We start from the raw sequence: 18,032 nt of genomic DNA, 5'->3' as shown, positions 1-18,032 counted from the left end.
CTTGTCTTGTCTTGCAGACACCTCCCGGCGTACCAGGCCAGGCGCATCGTGCGGCGTTGAGGCCGCTTCATATGCCAAGACCGGAAGAGCCGACGCTCTCCCGGTCTTGCTGCGCTCTTGCGCTGGCGCGGTGCTTACTGAACGGTCAGGGTGACATCGTCGAGTACGAACGAGGTCTGCTTTGAACTGTTCTCGCTGCCAGTGAACTTGATCACCACCGTCTTGCCAATATAAGCGCTGAGATCGGCGGTGTGCTGGGTATAACCCGAGGCTGCATTGACGTTGGAATAAGTCGCCAGTGTCGTCAGCACGGTGCCGGCGGTATTCAGCAGCTGGACCTTCAAGGTGTCGTTAGCGGTCTGGCCCGTCTCGGCCGTATCGATGTGCAGATAGTAAGACAGCGTCGCCTTGGTCTTGCCGCTGGGAATCGCCGCTTGCTGCGACAGCGTATCGGTGTGGGTGCTGCCGTAGCCGTCCAGCCAGGCGTACCACGAGCCGGAGTGCGGAGATTCACCGCTATCGTTGCTGACCACGCCGCTGCTTGCCGTCCACGGCGTTGCCGTACCTGTCTCGAAACCGGTGTTGCCCAACAATTGCGTGGCAACACCGCCGCTGGTGACGGTGACCGACTGCGTCTTGGTATTGCTGGCGCCGTTGTTGTCGGTCACGGTCAGCGCGACGCTGAAGGTGCCGGCGGCGGCATAGGTATGGCTTGGGCTGGCGGTGGTGGCGCTGCTGCCGTCACCGAAATTCCAGCTATACGAGGTAATCGTGCCGCCGCTGTCGGTCGAGCTGTTGGTGAAGCTGGCAGTCAGCTGATTGGTCGCGAAAGAGAAGCCGGCCACGGGGCCGGTCGGCGGCGGGTTGCCGCTCTTGGCGTTACAGGTGCCGGTGAAGTGGTCGGTAAACATGTTGCCGTCGGAGGGCACGAAATCGCCGGTATAGCCGGTGGAGGTAAGGGTCAGCTTGAGCACGCCATGCGTGCCATCGTCACTGGCTTCGACGTTGGGATCGGTAGTGGTGAAACTGTAGAAGGCACGGCCACCGGTGCCGACCAGGATTTCCCGGATGCCATCGGCCGCCGCCTGCTGGCTCGCATTCAACTGCGCGTAGCGTTGATAGTTGTGGTCGTGGCCGTTCAAGATCAGGTCGGCCTTGGCCGCATACAGCGCGTCCCAGATCGGTTGAACCGTGCTGTAGCCGCCGGCGTAGTTGCCGATGCTCATCAGCGGGTGGTGAAAGTACGCGGCGACACAGGGCTTGGCCGTAGCTGCAAGGTCACTCTTCAACCAGGTGATCTGCGCGCTGGCGACCGCATTGCCGGACATCGTATTGAGTGCCACGAAATGCCAGTCGCCCACATCCCAGCTGTAATAACCCTTGCTGCGGTCGCCGGCCGGGCCGGTTTGCACGCCGGCGCCGTTGAAGTAATCGAAGTAGCCGCTGGCGCCGCTGGTGTTGTAGTCATGATTGCCGGGGGCAGGGCTGGTCACGCTCTTGAAGCGGCCCCACTTCGGATCGTAATTGGTCTGGTATTCCGACAGTGTGCCGTCTTCATACACCGAGTCGCCGGCGGTGAACACGGCGGTCGGGTTGATGCTGACGATCAAGTCCGACGTGCCTTGGCAAACCGTGCCGCTGCTATCGCAGATATCGCCTGCACCGGCGACCACCGCCGAGGTGGCGTCCAGCGCCTGGCTGCTGTACTGATAGCTTTCCAGTTCGAAGTGGCTGGCCGGGTTGCCGAACGACGGCTGGATATCCACGCAGGCACCGCGCAAGGCGCGGGTGTTGAACGAGCGGTTATTCCACTGGCTGCCGGCGAAGGTGACGCGATCGCCTTCCGAGCTGACCAGGGTGAGCGAGTCATACGGGCTCAACTGCAATTGCTTGATGCCTAGCCGTAGCCATCGTGCATTGGGTTGGCAGACGCGATTAAGCGACGATGCCAGAATCAGCGAGTTGCTATTCGCCTGGCTTTGAATAGGCTTGGTGATGACGCCATTTTCCGGCAATTGCACGGTACGTTGCGCGGCTTGCGCAACCGATACGGTGGCCATGGCGGCGGCGAACATCAGCGAAGCGGTGACTTCACTGCGCTTCGAGAGTTTTGTTTTCAAGTCGATTTCTCCAGTGTGGTGTAATGAAACGGTCTCTAGATGGTTGAATTCGATCCACGAATCGGCCTGCGTTAACAACAAATACGCATGCAAGAAGTTGATTTCGGCGTAGACACTTTCTGTTCGAACGAACGCTTCCAAAGATCAGAAGAAGATCAGCGTTGAAACGATGTGTAGCTGCGTGATGGTGTCACGGCGTGAATCTAGCTCGTGTGTACAACAGGTGATCTCGATACGAAATTGAGACAGGGTTGTTATTTGCCACAGACTTGTCATACGCCGCGATAATTAATCACCCGATGTAGCGGTATATTCGCGGTCCTGCCATGCATCCGGGTCATCGCCTTGACATGATCGATCCACAACGTCGCCGTATGCTGAGCTGGCTTTCCGGTGGTGCTGTTGCCGTCGTGGCGGCGCCTTGGGCGATTCGACATGGGTACAAGCCGCAGCCTGAAATACATGTGCCCGCAGCAGCATCGCCAGCGCGCTCGACGCCGCCAGCTCATCCCGCTGTGCCGCCGCAAACGCCTGCCAGGCAGGCACTGCGAATTCCAGGGCGCGACGGCTTGATGGCAGAGCATGTGCTTTCACAAAATCTGCACATCACCGCGCGAGTACGTTCGTTCGCGCTGTTTCCGGGGCAGTCCACGGCACTGTGGCATTACGCCATCGATATCGATGGCCGCAGCCTGGCTAACCCGCTATTGCGCGTGGCGCATGGCGCGGCAGTCGATATCAGTTTCGATAATCGCCTGGCCGAGCCGACGACGATTCATTGGCACGGGTGGTCGCTGGACGAAGCCAATGACGGCAGTGGCCTGCATCCCGTGGCGGTTGGCGAGCAGGTGCGCTATCGCTTTCGGGTCACTAATCGCGCCGGGCTTTACTGGTATCACGCTCACCCACACATGCGTACCGGTATGCAGGTGCAACACGGCATGGCTGGCCTGCTACTGGTCGATGACGAGGAGGAGCTTGCGCTGCGGAAAAAGCTCGGGCTTGCTTGGGGCGAGCGCGATATCCCGCTGATGCTTGCCGATAAGCAGATCGATCCAGACAACGCGATCAGCTATAAACAGGATGCGGATGACTGGATAGGCAACCGCGTGCTGGTCAATTGGACGTCCGAACCCTATCTCGATGTCGTTGCCGGCTGGTATCGTTTTCGGCTGGCCAATGTAGCCAATGCACGCATGTTCCGGCCGGCATTTATCTACGATGGTCAGCCGTTGCCGATGCAGTTGATTGGAACCGACGGCGGCCTACTGGCACAACCGTGGCCGGTCGACGATTTTTTCCTGGGGCCGGCACAGCGCGCGGATATCCTGATCGATTTCAGCACGCTTAGGCCGGGTTCGCGCGTGCTGCTGCGCAGCCTTGAGTATGTCGCGATGGATCACGACGGCGACGATGCGGTTACTTTTCAGCCCGATCCCATGGCCGATCACCCCGGTGCGGTGGCCATGGGCAATCGGCTCGACATGATGGAGTTGCGGGTGGTGGCGGCGACCCAGCCTGCGCAGCAAACGGATATCCCGCAACAGCTGTCCACGCTGGTACCAGCCCCGGTCGTCAGCAGCTGGCCAGTGCGTCATTTTCGTCTACGCACCGATCCGGATGGCCGCTGGTTCATCAATGACTGGAACTTCCATAGCAACGGCCACGCTGCGGTATTTTCGGTCAAGCGCGGTGCGCGTGAGGTGTGGGAGATCCGTAACGAGATGACCAGCATGCCGCATCCGATTCACTTGCACGGCTTCCAGTTTCGGGTGGTCTCACGCAGCATCAGCCCACCGGATATCCGCAGCCGCATGGTGGCCGATGCAGGCCTTGGCCCGCAGGATCTGGGTGTAGCCGATACGGTGGTGGTGTGGCCGGGCGAAATCGTGCGCATCGCCATCGACTTCGCCCAGGCGTTCACCGGCACACAACGTTACATGTTTCATTGTCACAATCTCGAGCATGAGGACAAGGGCATGATGGTGATGTTCGCGGTTACCGATTGAGTCGTAGACGCGTACTGAGCGCGACCGGTTCGCATGGCCTGTTGGATTCTTTTATCGGCATTCGCCAGCACGGCGAATGTTTACCCTGGAGCTGATTCATGACACCTTTTAAGTCCGCCCATGTCTTCGCGCTTTCGATAGCCCTGGCTTTGACGGCATCTTGCAGCGCCGATAAGTCGACGCCGGCGTCAGGGGTCGCAAGCAGCGGGTCCAGCGCGAGCGCGGCAAGCGGCAACATCGTCGGGCTGGAAACCGAACGCAAGCAGGTGAGCTATATGGTCGGCCTTGATCTGGCGAAGAATCTGGCGCCGATCAAGGGTGAGGTCGATATCGATACCGTCCTACAAGCCATTCGCAGTGCACAGGCCGGTGACAAGCCGCTGCTCAGCGAGGCGCAGGCTAGCGTCATTCGTCAGCATTTCGTCGAACATCTGCGCCTTAAGCGCGAGACAGAACAGAAGGCGCTGGCGGCAAAGAATCTGCAAGAAGGCGAGGTGTTTCTCGCGCAAAACGCCAAGCAAGCCGGCATCGTCACCACGCCATCGGGCTTGCAATATCAGGTGCTGCGCGATGCCGGCGGCGATAAGCCCAAGCCCACCGATACGGTGCGGGTCAACTACATCGGCAGCTTCTTGAGCGGCGCCGAGTTCGACAATACCTATAAGACCGATCACACCGCGTCGCTGGTTCTCAACCAGGTGGTGCCCGGTATCGCCGAAGGGCTGGCGTTGATGCCGGCGGGCAGCAAATACAAATTCTGGATACCCGCCAAGCTGGCCTATGGCGAGCATGGTGTGACGAATGCGATCGAGCCCAATGCGGCCTTGATTTACGAGGTCGAACTGGTCGAGATCGCCGGCATGCCGAGCCATGAGCCGGAGAAGCCCGGCACGCGCGATTAAAGACCTGGGTTTTGCGTTGACCGAAGCCTGTTCGTAGGTAACGCCGGCGAACTGGCCTTCGGCGCGCGCGCAGGTTTCGGCCTTCTCATCCATGCATTATTGGATGTTCAAACAAGGCAAATAGACGGCTGGATGTCTGCCATGGAGCATTCCAGGCCGTTGAGGCTGTCGCAATATATTGCGCGTAATTTCATGCGATTTCACGCCCTGTATACACATTCGCGATGAGTCGCCCGAGTGTTGCCGGCAGTTTCAGCAAAATGCGTGGCCATATGATAGGTTCGCTCTCCGGTCGAGCATCCTTACGTCGCAGACTCGCTTGAATAAGTGACACGCGGCGTCATGGCATGGGGACGGACCGGTAAAGCAGCACATGGTGGGGAGTACGAAGGAATGAACAGGCTCATTGCTCACAAGGCGATGGGTGCAGTTGAGCCAGGAGCGCGGGTTGGAGCTGGGGATGGGGAATCTGAGCATTCTTGCGGGAGCGGTTTGTGGAGGGTCGCTCTCGCTGCAACGGAAACATGAATCATCGATTCGTTTCCGTCGTTGTTCAAATGATCAACTGCGGGTCAGGCCTGACGGCACGGCCAATACCCGCGGTTGGCTTAAGCGTGGCTCACGCAGACAACGGCGAAATTTTCTTGCGCATAAGCCGACCTGCCGGTTGCGCCCATTCACGCCAATTTCACGCCTCGAAACTCAGGGTAGCGGCGGCTTCCCTGCAATAGGCATCGTCAATACCCAGTATCGGCTTGGTGATTTTTTTGCCCGGACGGCGAACGACAATCTGATGCCGTATCCGCTTAGCGTGCATGCGTGCGTCATGACCCCGGTCGACCGGCCCATGCCCCAAGCCAAGCGCAAATCATCTTTTCCAAGTTAGTGACAAGGTCAATCGGCCGATAAAGGCGATCGCGTCTTTCTTTTGCACAGGAGCATGCATGTCCAGTAGCTTGAATCAGTCTGAAGCGATGTACGAAGTGGTTGTCAACCAGGATGGGCAATATTCGATTTGGCCGGTGAATAAATCCGTGCCGCACGGATGGTCGAAGGCAGGCAAGCAGGGTACGAAAGAATCCTGTCTCGAATTCGTTGGCGAGGTATGGACGGATATGCGTCCAATATCTCTGCGCGCACGGACACAGTCCAGCTAGCCTCGCATGGCGAGCGACGAACTGAAATAAAACCACGGCATCCTATCCTGGATCATTGACATGCCAAATCAGCGTCGGCAGTTTCTTTGTGCGCGCTTTAACGCGCCACGCGCTAGTTTGCGCGCGCGTTTGAAGCGACTGTTTGCACGGTCCGCCATACATTCCATATCCACCCATTCATCGATGCATGGGTGGATCTCGTGATTTTCAGATGGAATTATGGCCTTGCATGTGTGCGTAACACGTGAAAATCGTACTTTTATTTTCGGGGCAGGGCTCGCACCATTTTCAAATGGGACGGGAGCTGTTTGCGCGCGATGCGCGCTTTCGCGCCTCCATGCAAAAAGCCGATCGCGTCATGGTGGAGCATGCGCTGGCGACATCGCTGATCGAGCGTGGCCTGCAGCCCGATATGGTCTTGGGCGCAAGCCTGGGCACCTTTGCCGCGGCGGCGGTCGCCGGTTGCATCGATCCAGGCGACGCGTTGCGGGCGGTGATCGAACAAGCGATGGCGATCGAGAAGCACGCCGAGCCCGGCTGCATGATCGCCGTCATGGGTGAGCCGGAGCGTTATCTCACGCCTGCATTGCGCACGCTTTGTGAGCTAGGGGCCAGCAATTTCGCCACCCATTCGGTGATCTCGCTGCCGCAACGGCATATAGCGGCGGTCGAAGCCGATCTGCATCGGCAAGGCCTGGCATTTCATCGACTTCCGGTCGGCTTCGCTTTTCATTCGCGCTGGATCGATAGCGCCAGCCAGCCCTATCGGGCGTTTCTGCGCACGCTGCAACTTCGCCCGGGCCATATGCCGATCGTCTGCTGTGCCATGGGCAAGCCGCTGCATCGCTTGGCCGATGATCATTTCTGGTCGGTGGTGCGCGAGCCGATCCTGTTTATGCAAACCATTCGGCTGATCGAAGCACAGGGTCGCTATCGCTATATCGACGTCGGGCCGGGCGGAACCATGGCGACGTTCCTGAAGTACGGATTGCCCGCCGATTCGACCTCTCAGATTCATCACGTGATGTCGCCGTTCGGCGGCGAGATGGAGCGATTGACCGAGCTGACCGCGTTGTCGCGGACGGCGGCGCCGCACATCGATCAAGCCATAAGCCCGGCAACACCGGGCCATCAAGACAACCAGGTTCGGAGCAAGCGCATCATGGAGTCACGCAAAATGAAGGCAATCATCTTTCCTGGCCAGGGCTCCCAATTCAAGGGGATGGGCAAAGACCTCTTTCCGCTTTTTCCGGAACAAGTCAAAAGCGCCTCCGACATCCTCGGCTACTCGCTAGAGGATTTGTGCTTGAACGATGGGCAAGGGCAGCTGTCGCAGACGCGATATACCCAGCCTGCGCTGTATGTGGTCAATGCCCTGCATTACTACCGGCAGCGTGACTTGCATGCCGCCGCCGAATCCGATCCGCCAGCCGATTTTTTTGCCGGCCACAGCCTCGGCGAATACAACGCCTTGCTGGCGGCGGGTGTGTTTTCTTTTGAAACCGGGCTGCGCCTGGTTAAAAAGCGCGGAGAGCTGATGGGTGCGGCCAGCGGTGGTGGCATGGCGGCCGTGCTGGGTATGTCGGCGCCGGAGGTGAGGGCGTTGCTTGATCAGCATCAACTTGCACAGATCGACATCGCCAATTTTAATACGCCGACACAAACCGTTATTGCCGGCGAGAAAAACCTGTTGGCGACGGCGGCCGAGCTGTTTGCGCAAAAGAATTTGCGTTGCGTCACCTTGAATGTCAGCGCGGCCTTTCATTCGCGGCACATGCAATCGGCGCAAGCCGAGTTCGCCCAGTTCCTGCAGCAGTTCTCCTTTGCGCCGCCCAGCATCACGGTGATCGCCAATGCGACGGCTCGTCCCTACGATCCCACGCGCATCGCCGAGACGCTGGCGCGGCAGATCGCCTCGCCCGTGCAATGGGTGGATTCGATCCGCTACTTGATGGGGCGTGGCTTGACCGGCGACGGCGAGGTGGAGTTTCAGGAGATCGGCGCCAGCGTGCTTTCAAAAATGGTGCAGGAGATCAAGGCCAAGGAAACGCCGTTGATTGACGACGCGCCGCCTGCACGGCCACTCGATGAGCCGTCTGCGAATAGCGCCGCGCCAAACCACGGCGCCAGCCCGCAGCCGGATACACACGCCGTGCCGCCTGCCATCGGCCGGGTCAACGGGCGCGGCGTGCCGCTTCGCGTGGATGCGACCTCACTCGGCAGCGAAGTGTTCCAGCGCCGGTTCGGCTTGAAATACGCCTATATGGCAGGCGCGATGTATCGCGGCGTCGCCTCCGCTGAGCTGGTCATCAAAATGGGCAAGGCCGGCTTGTTGAGCTTTTTCGGCGCGGGCGGGCTGTCGCTGGAGAAGATCGAGGCGAACATTGTTCGCATCCAGGGCGAGCTGAATGCGGGTCAGCCCTATGGCATGAACTTGCTGGCCAATTATGAGTATCCCGCGCTGGAAGCGGCGGTGGTCGAGCTATATCTCAAGTACGGTATCAAGAATATCGAGGCCGCTGCGTTCATGCAGATGACCCCGGCCCTGGTCAGGTTTCGCTTGCAGGGCCTGCACACCAACGCGCACAACGAGATCGTCTGCGATCACCGCATCGTCGCCAAGGTATCGCGGCCGGAGGTGGCCAAGGCGTTCATGAGTCCGCCGCCGATCGGCATCGTCGAGAAGCTGCTCGAACAGCACCTGATTACCCCGCAACAAGCGGCGTTGTCGCAGAAAATACCGGTCAGTCACGATATCTGCGTCGAGGCCGATTCCGGCGGCCATACCGATGGCGGTATCGCCGCCGTGATGTTGCCGCCGCTCTTGCGAATGCGCGATGAGATGCAGCGCACGCATGGTTACGCAGAGCCCATGTGCATGGGCCTGGCCGGCGGCATTGGTGGGCCTGAAGCTGCCGCTGCGGCGTTCCTGCTGGGCGCGGATTTCATCATGACCGGCTCGATCAACCAATGCTCCGTCGAAGCGGGCATGAGCCCGGACGGCAAATCGATGCTGCAGGAAATCGATATTCAGGACACCGAATACGCGCCGGCGGGCGACATGTTTGAAATCGGCGCACAGGTCCAGGTGATGAAGAAGTCGGTGTTCTTTCCGGCCCGGGCGAACAAGTTGCTCTCGCTTTATCGCCATTACGACAGCCTGGACGATATCCCCAAGCGCACCCGGCAGCAGCTGGAAACCACCTTCTTCAAAAAGACCTTTGACGAGATCTGGTCGGAGACGGCGAGCTATTTCAAATCGGTCAAGCTGGAGCACGAAATCGCCAAGGCGGAGGCCAATGCGAAGCACAAGATGGCGCTGGTGTTTCGTTGGTACTTCGCCTATTGCACGCGTATCGCGATGGAGGGCAAGGGCGACGACCGCGTGAATTATCAGATCCAGACCGGGCCGGCGTTGGGCTCGTTCAATCAGTGGGTTAAGGGGACGGAACTGGAGCCGTGGAATAAACGGCATGTGGATCGCATGGCGATCAAGATCATGGATGCGACGGCGGAGCATTTGACCCGCTCCTTCAGCCGGTTTCTCGATGGCTGACACCATCGGGAATGGATAGGCCTGATGAGCCTCGATGCCCGGCTGTCCGTCGCCTGATCGAAGTCGATCAACGCGCTGGCGGCATGCATCAAACGCTTAACCGGGTCGGGCATGCGCGGCATCTTGCAATGGCCGCGTGGGCTTCGTTCCACGATCGCAAGGCGTTTTTCAGGAGCCACAGGGCATGAGGCCAGCCGCCACCCGGCGGCGGTTCAAGGCTTATTCGTTTGGCTGCAGCAGCATCCGAAAGAACACATCACAGGATATGCACGATCATGAATGCCCGTCAGACGCCAGCCCAGGAAAACCCATCGCAATCGATTGGCGAGGAGGGGGCGGGGCATCAGGCCGATCATCATGATCGTGGCGACATGGCGATCATCGGCATGGCCTGCCGTTTTCCCGGTGCCGGCAATTACCAGCAGTATTGGGAGAACCTGTGCAGTGGCTTGTCCAGTATCAGTGAGATTCCGGCCAACCGCTGGGACAAAGAAGCTTTTTATTCGAGCCAGGTGCAGGATAAGAACAAGTCGATCAGCAAATGGGGCGGCTTTGTCGATGGCGTCGAATTTTTCGACGCGGATTTCTTCGGTATTTCGGCTCGCGAAGCCGAGGTCATGGACCCGCAGCAGCGGATCATGCTGGAGCAGGCGTGGGCCTGCATCGAAGACGCCGGTTACGATCCCAAGGCCTTTAGCGGCAGCAATACCGGGGTCTATGTCGGGGTATTCAATTTCGATTACGAAGACCATCTGCGACACGCCCTCGAAGCGATCGAGGGGCATGTATCCACCGGCACGCATACCGCGCTTATCCCCAATCGCATCTCGTACTTCTTGAACTTGCACGGCCCCAGCTTGCCGATCGACACCGCATGCTCCAGTTCGCTGGTCGCGCTGCACAAGGCGGCACATGCGATCCGTCGTGGCGAATGCGACTACGCCCTGGTCGGCGGCGTAAGCGTGCTGTGCAGCCCTACGCATTTCATTTCATTTTCCAAGACCGGCATGTTGTCACCCGACGGCAGCTGCAAGAGTTTTGACGAGCGCGCCAACGGTTATGTTCGCGGTGAAGGCGCGGCGATGATCTTGATCAAGCCGCTGCACCAAGCCATTCGAGACAAGGACCGGATCGCCGCCGTACTGCGCGGCAGCGCAATGAATCATGGCGGTCACGCGCGCACCGTGACCTACCCGGGATCGACCGCGCAATCGATGGTCATCGCCGAGGCCTTGCAGCAGGCCGACGTGGCGGTCGGCAGCATCGGCTACGTCGAAGCGCACGGTACCGGCACGCCCAAAGGCGATCCGATCGAAGTGGAAGGCCTGAAGCTGGCATTCGCTCGCGTCGCCGCCGCCCGCGGTGAGGTATTGCATGAGCACTCCTGCGGCATCGGCAGCGTCAAGACCAATGTCGGTCATCTGGAATCGGTGGCCGGCCTGGCCGGTTTGATCAAGACGATGCTTTGCATGAAGCACCAGACCTTTCCGCCGCTGGTGCATTACCAAAAGCTCAATCCGCGCATCGCGTTGGAGGGCAGTCCGTTTTTCATTATCGACAAGGCCCAGCCGTGGCCCGCCCTGGTCGACGATAGCGGCCAGGCGATGCCGCGCCGCGCCGGCATCAGCTCGTTTGGTTTCGGCGGGGTGAACTCCCATGTGGTGGTCGAAGAATATGTCGAGTCGGTGGCCGCGGCCACCGGCGAAGACCCTGTGACAACGACAGGCTTCCCAACGGAGCCGTCTGCACTCATCGTGTTGTCGGCCAAGACCGAGCCGGTACTACGCCAGCGCGCGCGACAACTGCTTGCCGCGTTGTCGTCACCCGATCTGCGCCGCGCCGGCCTGGCCGACCTGGCTTACACGCTGCAAGTAGGGCGGCCGGCGATGGCGGCGCGCCTGGCGCTGATAGTCGACTCTTTCGATGCGTTACAGACGCGGCTGCAACACTGGCTGGCGGCACCGTCTGTATCCGAGCAGACCTTCAGCGGTCTGCTTTCCGCCGAGGTATCAGCAGGCGTTGGCGATGATGCCGAGCGCGATGGCTTGAACGCCTTGCTCACCAGCGGAAACCTTCAGGCGGTGGCCGGCAAGTGGGTGCAAGGGCATGCCTTCGATTGGATGGTTTTGCATCAAGCAGGCACGCGTCGCCGCCTGGCGCTTCCGACCTATCCATTCGTGAAGGAAAAATATTGGGTCGAGGCAGCGTCATCGATGGCATCGGCATCGGCGGCGGGAGCCATCCATCCGCTGCTACACCGCAATACGTCGAACTCCACCGGGCTGCGTTTCAGCAGCCGCTTTAGTGGCAACGAATTCTTTCTTGCCGATCATCGGGTGCAGGGCGAGCGCACCTTGCCGGGCGCGGCACAGCTGGAAATGGCCCGCTGCGCCGCAGGCCACGCGCTTGCCCATAGCGGTCCACACCGCTTGAAAGATGTCGTATGGCTGCGACCTATCGTGGTTGGGGTAGCGCCGAAAGACCTGCATCTGGCGCTGTTCCCGGCAGGCAATGGCGAATTCAGTTTCGAGATTTACGCCGATGCCGAGGGCGACGAAGGCGTGGTGTATAGCCAAGGCTCGGTGCTTGCCGTCGCCGATGCCGAGCCGGCTGCGGCGATGTCGCTCGATCTCGCCACGATGCGTCGGCAGTGCGCGCCGTCGCCGCTCAGCGCCGAGGCATGCTATGCCGCGTTCGACCGGATGGGCCTGAACTATGGTCCGGGCCATCGTGGCTTGAGCGAGCTGTTCGTCGGGCCAGAGTTGGCCTTGGCGCGGATCACCCTGCCGGATGCGCTGAAAGCGTCGCAGGCCAGCTATGTGCTTCATCCCAGCTTGCTCGACGCGGCCTTGCAGGCCGCCATCGCTTTTCAAGCCGATGCTGCCGGTGGGCTCGACGAGGCTGCGCTGATACTGCCTTTCGCACTGGGTTCGCTGGACCTGCTGGCCCCTTGCACGGATCACCTGTGGGCGGTGATCCGTCGCCGCGCCGGCCATGCGGCAGGCGATGCGCTGCAAAAATTCGATATCGACTTGTGCGACGACAACGGCCGGGTCTGTGTCCGCCTCGGCGAATTCTGCGCGCGTGCAACCGCAGCTGCGGGCGCCGACGAGCCGGTACGAACGGCCTTGCTGCGACTCGACTGGACCGCGCAGCCGGTGGTCACTGCCGACGCTCCGCGCTATGCACAGCAGGTGGTGTTGCTGTGTGGTGACGCGGAAAACATTCGCCGCGCTTTGCCAGAACTACGGTCGCGGTGGCCGGATGCGACCTGCATGGATATCGATGTGCGCGAACCGCTGGCGCCGTGCTACGCAGCGGCAGCCGTGGCGTTGCTCGAACAGCTGCAGGCGCTGAATAGCCAGCCAGGCCAGCATCTGATCCAGCTGGTGCTGCCGCGCCAGGGCCTTGGTCAGACCCTGGCCGGATTAGGCGGCATGCTGCGTACAGCACAGCTGGAGAATCCGCGCATCGTCGGTCAGCTGATCGGCGTCGAGCATGGCCAGGATGTGATGCAAGCGCTGGCTGAAAATCGCGACAGCCTGGCGACGCAAATCCGTTATGTCGACGGCGTCCGCCAGGTCGGCGGCTGGGTCGAACAGCCGCCGTTGCCTGATGCGGTATCGCCATGGAAAGCGCAGGGTGTGTACCTGATCACCGGTGGCGCCGGTGGTCTCGGCCTGATCTTCGCTCACGACATCGCCCGTCAGGCCCAGGGCGCAACGTTGATCCTGACCGGGCGTTCGCCGCTGAACGCCGCGACGCAGGCCAGGCTTGGCGAACTCGAAGCACGGGGCGCCACGGTGCAATATCGCCAGCTCGACGTCGGCGACCGCGATGCGGTGATGCATTGCGTGCGCGATGTGGTCGACCGCTTCGGTGGCCTGCATGGCATCGTGCATAGCGCAGGCGTCTTGCGCGATAGCTTCATCATCAAGAAGACCCGCGAAGAACTGCAGCAAGTGCTGCACGCCAAAGTGGCCGGCACCTGGTATCTCGACGAAGCCAGCCAGGAGCTGGCGCTCGATCATTTCATTTGCTTTTCCTCGACCTCGGGCGCGCTTGGCAATGTGGGCCAGGCCGACTACGCGGCGGCCAATGCCTTTATGGACGCCTTCGCGCCTTACCGCAGCGGCCTGGTCGCCCAAGGGCAGCGCCATGGACGCACGCTGTCGGTGAACTGGCCGCTATGGGAACAGGGCGGCATGCAGGTCGATGCCGCCACGCGCCAGAGCATGACCCAGCAAACCGGTTTGATTCCCCTGCGCAGCGCCAGTGGTTGCGCGGCCTTGGCGCAGGCTTTATCGAGCGGCCTGCCGCAGGTGCTGGTGGCTGAAGGTGCGCTGCGCCGTTTCATCTCCGGCTTATCGACCGTGGCGAAGCCGGCCGTCGCGGCGCTCAAGCCCGCGGGCGCGGCGGTGAGTGCGGCGACGGACGAATTGCAGGAAAAAGCCATCCGCTATTTCGTCCGCTTGCTGTCGAGCACGCTTAAACGGCCCGCCCATAGCATCGACGCGCAGGCGCAAATGGAGGCCTACGGCATCGACTCCATCCTGGTGATGGACTTGACCCGCGCGCTGGAGCAAGTGTTCGGCTCGTTGTCCAAGACCCTGCTTTTCGAATACCAGACGATTGCCGCGCTGGCGTCTCATTTCCTGCAACATCACCGTGCGCGGCTGAGCGAGGTGCTGGGCGAAACACTGCACGATGCGGCGGTAGCGCCGTTACGCGAGGAAGTCGCACCGCTCAGCGCCAGCGTGCTCGGTCGTCGCCCGCGCTTTGGCACGCAGCCAGAGCATTTACCGGGTGTAGCCGGGTTATCCGGCGATGCCGCACGCGTCCATTCGACGGCCGCCGCCGGGGACGTCGGCGAGATCGCCATCATCGGCGTCGCCGGGCGCTATCCGCAGGCCGGCAATCTGCAACAGTTCTGGGCCAATCTGAGCCAGGGCAAGGACAGCATCACCGAGATTCCGTCCGAACGCTGGGACTACAAGCTCTACTACGACGAAGACCGCAACAAGGCCGGCAAAACCTATAGTCGCTGGGGCGGCTTTATCGACGGCGTCGATCTGTTCGATCCGCTGTTCTTCAATATCTCGCCGCGCGAAGCGGAGCTGATGGACCCGCAGGAGCGGCTGTTTCTGGAGTGCGTGCATGCCACGCTGGAAGATGCCGGCTATACCCGCGATAGCGTCACCCAGCATGCCGGCGCAGGGCAGGAGGGCAGTGTCGGCGTCTTCGTCGGCGTGATGTACGAGGAATATCAACTGTACGGTGCGCAAGAGCAGGCCCGGGGCAATAACCTGGCGATGCTTAACAGCGCGGCGTCGGTCGCCAATCGCATCTCGTACTTCTGCAATTTCAACGGCCCCAGCATGGCGCTGGACACCATGTGCTCGTCGTCGCTGACGGCGATTCACCTGGCCTGCCAAAGCCTGCAACGCGGCGGCTGCGCGGTGGCGATTGCCGGTGGCGTCAATGTGTCGGTGCACCCGAACAAATACCTGATGCTGGCGCAGGGCAAGTTCATCTCCGGCAAGGGCCGTTGCGAGAGTTTTGGCGAAGGCGGCGAAGGCTATGTGCCGGGTGAGGGCGTCGGTGCGGTACTGCTCAAGCCATTGGCGCAGGCCCAGGCCGATGGCGATCACATCTATGGCGTGATCAGGGCCACCGCGATCAACCACGGTGGCAAGACCAACGGCTACACCGTGCCCAATCCCAACGCGCAGGCCAAGGTGATTGAGCGCGCGCTGCGCGAAGGCGGCATCGATGCGCGTGCGGTCAGTTATATCGAAGCGCACGGCACCGGCACCAGCCTGGGCGATCCGATCGAGATTGCCGGGCTGTCGAAAGCGTTCCGCCACTGGACCCAGGACACCCAGTTCTGCGCCATCGGTTCGGCCAAGTCGAATATCGGCCACTGCGAAAGCGCGGCCGGCATTGCCGGCGTGACCAAGGTCTTGCTCCAGCTAAAGCATCAGCAACTGGTGCCCAGCCTGCATTCGAGCGTGTTGAATCCGAACATCGATTTTGACGGCACGCCATTCGTGGTGCAGCAAGCGTTAGCACCGTGGCCGCGGCCGATGCTGGATGTGGGTGGGGTGCAGCGGGAAGGCGCGCGCAGTGCCGGTATCTCGTCGTTTGGCGCCGGTGGTGCGAATGCCCATGTGGTGATCGAGGAATACCTGGCACCGGTGCCGACACCGACCGCACGCGGGCCGGTGCTGATCGTGCTATCGGCACGTCATGAAGACCGTTTGCGCGAACAAGTCCAACGATTGCTCGCGGCTATTGCAGCAGATGCCGATATGGTTCTGGCCGGCCTGGCCTATACCTTGCAAGTCGGCCGTGAAGCGATGGAAGAGCGGCTGGCGCTGGTGGTGCATTCGCTGGGCGAGCTAGGCGAAAAGCTTAGTGCCTACATTGCCGGCGAAAGCGCCATCGACGAGCTGTATCGCGGCCAGGTCAAACGCAACAAAGAAACCCTGGCTGCGCTGGCCGGCGATGACGATATGGCGACCATCGTCGAGGCGTGGATAGCCAAGGGCAAGTTCGGCAAGCTGCTCGACCTGTGGGTAAAGGGGCTGGCCTTCGACTGGTCGCGTTTGTATGGCGCCGAGCGGCCACGCCGCATCAGCCTGCCGACCTATCCGTTTGCCCGCGAGCGCTATTGGATACCCACCGGCCCGGTGCCGACAGCGATTGCATCCGGCAACCATGCCGCACTGCATCCGCTGCTGCATCGAAATACCTCGGATGTCGCCGGGCTGCGCTTTAGCACTCAGTTGAGCGGCGACGAATTCTTCCTCACCGATCACCGGGTGCAGGGCAACCGGGTGCTACCCGGCGTAGCGCAGCTGGAAATGGCCCGCCGCGCGGTCAGCGAGGTGATCGGCGAAGCCGCGCCTATCGCACTGAATGACGTGGTGTGGGTGCGGCCCATCGTGGTCGATGCGAACGGTCTCACCCTGCATATCGCGCTTTATCCGGAAGCATCCGGCGAAATCGGTTTTGAGATTTATAGCGAAGGCGAGGATGGCGAAACCGTCGCATATAGCCAGGGCTCGGCGACGGCCATGGCGAATGCCGAGCCAGCGACCACGACCACACATGACCTGGCCAGCCTGCGCCAGCAATGCGCCGCTTCACAGCTGAGCGCCAGCCAGTGCTATGCCTTGTTCGAACAGATGGGCTTGCACTACGGCCCGGGATTCCAGGGCCTGCACGAACTGTTTATCGGATCGCAGCAAGCGCTGGCGCGGATCACCCTGCCGGCCTCGGCACCGGCGGATGGCTATCTGCTACATCCCAGCCTGCTGGATGCGGCCTTGCAGGCGACGCTGGGCCTGCAAGAGCAGGGCAAGGTCATGCTGCCTTTTGCCTTGGGCACACTCGAGGCATGGGCGCCATCCACCGCCGCCATGTGGGCGGTGGTACGGCACAGCGCGGGCAGCCAGGCCGGCGATGCGGTGCAACGGCTCGACATCGATCTGTGCGATGAGCACGGTGCGGTGTGCGTGCGCTTCAAGCAGTTCAGCCTGCGGCCGTTGACGGCCATGGCCAGCGCCGGCAAACCGATCCAGACGCTGTTGTTGCAGCCGGCGTGGACGGCGCAGCCGCCGTTGGCAACGGCTGGCGATGCGTTTGCGCAGCAGGTGGTGCTGTTGTGCGGTGTCGATGCCGTCGATCTGGAACAGCGCCTGCCCAACGCCATCTGCCTGAGCCCGGCCAGCGGCGACCATCTTGCCCAGCGCTTTGAAGCGGCGGCTGGCGTACTGCTGGAACAGATCCAGTCGCTGGGCAGCCAAAGCGGCAAACAGCTGATCCAGGTGGTGGTGCCGCGCCAGGGCGCCGGCCAGATCATGGCCGGCCTGGGCGGCATGTTGCGTACGGCACAGCTGGAAAACCCGCGCATCGTCGGCCAGCTGATCGGCATCGAGGCGGGCCAGGATGTGGCCCAGGTCGTGCTGGAAAATCGCGGCAGCGCGGCGGCGCAGATACGTTATGTAGACGGCGTGCGCCAGGTGAGTGGCTGGTCCGAGCAGACCGCGGCGAGCGCGGCGGCCTCGCCGTGGAAAGCCCAGGGCGTGTACCTGATCACCGGCGGAGCCGGTGGGCTGGGCTTGATCTTCGCCCGCGAGATTGCGCGGCAGGCGCGCAATGCGGTGCTGATCCTGACCGGCCGCTCGGCATTGAACGAAGGCATCCAGGCGCATATCCGCGAACTGGAAGCCCTGGGTGCGGTGGTGCGTTACCACGCGGTCGATGTCGCCGATGCCGCGGCC

Annotated in this window: 6 protein-coding genes; 5 read left to right on the top strand and 1 reads right to left on the bottom strand. The window is 61.4% G+C overall.

Annotated elements, in window-relative coordinates; genetic code table 11:
- Positions 1-134: 134 nt before the first annotated feature.
- Positions 135-2,120 carry a PKD domain-containing protein gene (locus tag OUZ52_RS09210; protein ID WP_266158092.1) on the bottom strand — a complete coding sequence of 662 codons (1,986 nt, stop codon included), beginning with the start codon at positions 2,118-2,120 and terminating at the stop codon, positions 135-137.
- A gap of 350 nt (positions 2,121-2,470) precedes the next feature.
- Here OUZ52_RS09210 and OUZ52_RS09205 point away from each other — a divergent pair, with 350 nt between their 5' ends.
- From OUZ52_RS09205 to OUZ52_RS09185, 5 genes are all read left to right on the top strand, one after another.
- Positions 2,471-4,129 carry a multicopper oxidase family protein gene (locus tag OUZ52_RS09205; RefSeq protein WP_266158091.1) on the top strand — a complete coding sequence of 553 codons (1,659 nt, stop codon included), beginning with the start codon at positions 2,471-2,473 and terminating at the stop codon, positions 4,127-4,129.
- Between the two features lie 98 nt (positions 4,130-4,227).
- A complete protein-coding gene (locus tag OUZ52_RS09200) occupies positions 4,228-5,031 on the top strand; it encodes an FKBP-type peptidyl-prolyl cis-trans isomerase N-terminal domain-containing protein (protein ID WP_266158090.1) in 804 nt (267 codons plus the stop codon).
- A 944-nt stretch (positions 5,032-5,975) separates the two neighbouring features.
- On the top strand, positions 5,976-6,188 hold the full coding sequence (locus tag OUZ52_RS09195) for an MbtH family protein (protein WP_266158089.1): 213 nt from the start codon (positions 5,976-5,978) through the stop codon (positions 6,186-6,188).
- 244 nt (positions 6,189-6,432) lie between these two features.
- Positions 6,433-9,744: an ACP S-malonyltransferase gene (gene fabD, locus OUZ52_RS09190; RefSeq protein ID WP_266158088.1), complete on the top strand. Its 3,312-nt coding sequence runs from the start codon at positions 6,433-6,435 to the stop codon at positions 9,742-9,744.
- A gap of 275 nt (positions 9,745-10,019) precedes the next feature.
- Positions 10,020-18,032, top strand: an 8,013-nt coding sequence (locus tag OUZ52_RS09185; protein WP_266158087.1) for an SDR family NAD(P)-dependent oxidoreductase, incomplete at its 3' end; no start/stop codon positions are given.

The sequence above is a fragment of the Dyella silvatica genome (genome assembly GCF_026283955.1).
Lineage (GTDB): Bacteria > Pseudomonadota > Gammaproteobacteria > Xanthomonadales > Rhodanobacteraceae > Dyella_C > Dyella_C silvatica.
This window is presented reverse-complemented; position numbering and strand designations above follow the sequence as displayed.

Excerpts from the sequence above, each read along its gene's own strand:
- OUZ52_RS09195 (WP_266158089.1), top strand. The coding sequence starts at position 5,976 with ATGTCCAGTAGCTTGAATCAGTCTGAAGCGATGTACGAAGTGGTTGTC.
- OUZ52_RS09200 (WP_266158090.1), top strand. The coding sequence starts at position 4,228 with ATGACACCTTTTAAGTCCGCCCATGTCTTCGCGCTTTCGATAGCCCTG.
- OUZ52_RS09205 (WP_266158091.1), top strand. The coding sequence starts at position 2,471 with ATGATCGATCCACAACGTCGCCGTATGCTGAGCTGGCTTTCCGGTGGT.